3 protein-coding genes and 1 pseudogene are annotated in these 3,033 nt (G+C 73.3%); 2 read left to right on the top strand and 2 right to left on the bottom strand.

Annotated elements, in window-relative coordinates; translation table 11 throughout:
• The coding region (locus ACIQOV_RS35030; protein WP_401054887.1) for a hypothetical protein at positions 1 to 550 on the top strand (550 nt) is incomplete at its 5' end.
• A 17-nt stretch (positions 551 to 567) separates the two neighbouring features.
• Here the strand turns inward: ACIQOV_RS35030 and ACIQOV_RS35025 are convergent.
• On the bottom strand, positions 568 to 1,854 hold the full coding sequence (locus tag ACIQOV_RS35025) for a hypothetical protein (protein WP_401054886.1): 1,287 nt from the start codon (positions 1,852 to 1,854) through the stop codon (positions 568 to 570).
• A 124-nt stretch (positions 1,855 to 1,978) separates the two neighbouring features.
• The gene (locus tag ACIQOV_RS35020; protein WP_380542175.1) at positions 1,979 to 2,428 is read right to left on the bottom strand and encodes a hypothetical protein; all 450 of its coding nucleotides are present in this window, start codon (positions 2,426 to 2,428) and stop codon (positions 1,979 to 1,981) included.
• A gap of 168 nt (positions 2,429 to 2,596) precedes the next feature.
• On the opposite strand from ACIQOV_RS35020, the pseudogene ACIQOV_RS35015 reads away from it, so the two are divergent.
• Positions 2,597 to 2,947: pseudogene (locus ACIQOV_RS35015) on the top strand (pyrroline-5-carboxylate reductase family protein); the annotation flags it as partial.
• Positions 2,948 to 3,033 lie beyond the last annotated feature (86 nt).

Below are 3,033 nucleotides of genomic sequence, written 5' to 3'. Positions count from 1 at the left end.
GGCTCGCGGCGTTGCCCTGCCCCCGGCCGCCGTAGCTCTCGTTGAGGCCACTCCCGTCGGCGCCCCCGAGCCGGAGCCGATCCGCTGGTTCGGCACCAGCTGGCTGAACCGGGACAACGGCTACTGGCCGCGCCGGGTCGCCGTGTCGATCGGCGCCCTGGTCGCGGCGGCCGCCGTGGTGCTGCTGCTGCGCTTCGGCATCGAGGGCATCGCCCTCTCCGACAACGGCACGTTCCTCAACGGGCTGCTGACCGCCGCCATCGCGGTCTGCTCGATGATGGCCGTGCGGCGCACCTGGAAGGTGCTCACCGAGGGCAAGGACCAGCTGACCGGCTGGATGGCCGAGGAGAAGTCGCTCGGCGCGGTCTGGCTGATCGGCGGGGCCGGCTCGCTGCTCGCCTACTTCGCCCGCAGCCTGGTCGAGGCCCCCGGCGAGGCGGTCCGGCGGGCCGCCTACGAGCGGGCCGTCGCCCAGTACGAGAAGCGCCAGGCGGGCCGCAGCCGCCGGCCCGACGCCAAGGCGCCGGGCCGGGCCAAGCGCAAGCGCTGACGCCTCCCGATCAGGCCCTAGGTCCGGCTGACGCTGCCGCACTGGTCGGCCGGGGTGATGTCCTTGCTCCGGTCGTACGGGTCGGTGGTCGGGCCGCTCGGTGCCGGGTCGTGGCTGGTGAACTGCTGGAACTGCGGGTGCAGGAAGCCGTCGTAGACGTCGCAGGCACTGTTGCCCGCGTCCCACTGGGTCTTGGCGAACACCAGCTTCTTCGCGTCGACCTTGTAGTGCTTCGGGTCGTAGAAGCGGACGTCGTCGACCTTGCGCACGATGGTGCGGGTCGTCCAGGTGTCGCCGTTGTCGGTGGCGGCGGCCCGGGTGACCAGGCCGACCGGCTTGGCGGTGCCGCCCGGCGCGGTGTCCGGGGTGCGGCGGGACGAGGCCAGCTTCTCCGCGTCCGGGCCCGGCTGCAGCGGGTAGACGAAGGTGAAGTCGGTGTGCACCAGCACGCCGCCGTCACCGTCCTCCTCGAAGCTGATCCGGCCCTGGACCTTGACGGTGGTGCCCACCAGGGCGGCCTCGCGCGGGTCGAAGCGGGTGAACCAGCTGGTCGGGTCGGTCTCCTTGGCGGGGTGGTCGAGGGCGGCGACGGCGTTGGCCCGTTCCTGGCGGTCGAGCATCGCCAGGGCGGCGTCCGGACGGGCCCCCGCGATCACCCGGGGGTCGAGGTTGGAGGCCGTCAGGTAGTCCTTGACCGACTGGAGCTGGGCGGCGACCTCGTCGGCCGAGAAGACGCCGACGGCCTTGGCCTCGGGCAGCACGAAGGCCTCCGGGCCGTTCGGCCAGCCCTCGGCGGGGGAGCCCTTCCAGGGGTGGTCCACGGTCGGCTGGTCGTCGGGGGTGGCCGGCGGTGCCGAGGTCGGCCTGGCGGTCTCCGGGGCGACGGTGGGAACCGGGGCGGCGGAGGAGCTCTTCCAGACGTGGTCCGAGAACCATGTGCGCAGCCCGTCGACGTTCAGGACGGAGAGCACCACCGCGACGGTCAGCACCACGAGCACCGGTGCGCGCCAGCCGCGCCGGCGCGGGCGGGGGCTGCCCCACGGGTCGAGCGCGGCGGGCTTCGGCTTGCGCCCGAACCGGCCCTTGGGCGCGGACGGGCCGTCGTTGACCGAGCGGCGGCCGCCCGGGTCGACCGGCGGGGTGTGCTTCCACCGGGCGGACAGCATGCGGGTGCGCCCGCTCTGCTCCTTGACGGTGGCCCCGCGGACGAATTCCTCGTCCAGGACGAGGTCGGCGAACGGGTCCTTCCCGCCCGCCTCGCGGCCCGTCTCGGGGCGCGGTTCCGGATCTTCGGCTGTCGGCATCGCGCCAGTATGCCGACAGGGTGTGACGATCCGTTGATCGGGGGCACACTTCGTGGTGAACGCGTGTGCGTGATCCGTGGGATCGGTGTCGTTTGTCCGGAAACGGGCAGGTCGCGGGTGGTCGTCAGCCCTTGCCGCGGGCCTGCTTGACCGACCCGACCACCCCGGCGATCGCCAGCAGGAGGCCGGCCGGCAGCAGCGAGAGGAAGAAGGCGCCGAACAGGCCCTCGTCGCCGAGGAACAGCTGGGCCAGCGTGTTCAGCGCCAGCAGGCCGCCGGCTGCCGGGAGCGCTGACTGCCACGGGTGCTCGTTCGCCCAGCGGCGCAGTCGCCGGTCGGTGGTGTCGCGCCGCAGTCGGCCGCCGACGGTACCGACCAGGAAGAAGAAGAACAGGCCCCAGCCGGCCGGTGAGGCCAGCATGCTCAGCGACCAGTTCCCGGAGATCGCCTCGATCCCCAGGGCCGTCGCCCCCACCACCGCACCGACCCCCGCGGCGGTCCGCCACGGGCCCACGGTCGCCGAGGCGACGGCGAGTTGCCGGTTCTCACGTCGGGACATTTCGTCGTGTGCCATGACTCCACGGTGCGCTCCCCGGAGCCGGGAGGCCATAGGGGAAACCCCCGAGTTCTCTCCCTAGGGGCAAGGGTCGTTCGGGTCCGTGGCGACCACGGGTCGGACGGTCCCCGCGCGTGCCGGTGGGCGGTGCGAGGATGGCCGCAGTACCGAGGCAAGGAGCGGACGATGGGCAGCAGCGCAGCACACGGACAGAAGATCGCCTTCCTGGGCACCGGCAAGATCGGGGAGGCCCTGCTCTCCGGTCTGCTGCGGGCGGGCAAGGATCCGGCCGATGTCCTGGTGACCGCCCGCCGCCCGGAGCGGGCGGCCGAACTCGCGGCCCGCTACGGCGTGGTGGCCGTCTCCAACGCCGAGGCAGCCAAGCTCGCCGACACCCTGATCCTGGCGGTCAAGCCGCAGGACATGGGCGCCCTGCTGGAGGAGCTGGCCCCGCACGTCGGCGCGGACCGGCTGGTGATCTCGGCCGCGGCCGGCGTCCCCACCGCCTGGTTCGAGGAGCGGCTGGCGGCCGGCACGGTCGAGCTTGTTGACGAAGGCGATGCGCGGCACGCCGTGGCGTTCGGCCTGGCGCCACACCGACTCGCTCTGCGGCTCGACGCCGG

The organism is Kitasatospora sp. NPDC091257, assembly GCF_044757675.1.
Classification (GTDB): Bacteria; Actinomycetota; Actinomycetes; order Streptomycetales; family Streptomycetaceae; genus Kitasatospora; species Kitasatospora lactacystinica.
The sequence above is the reverse complement of the archived record's forward strand: the minus strand, read 5'-3'. Positions and strand labels throughout refer to the sequence as shown.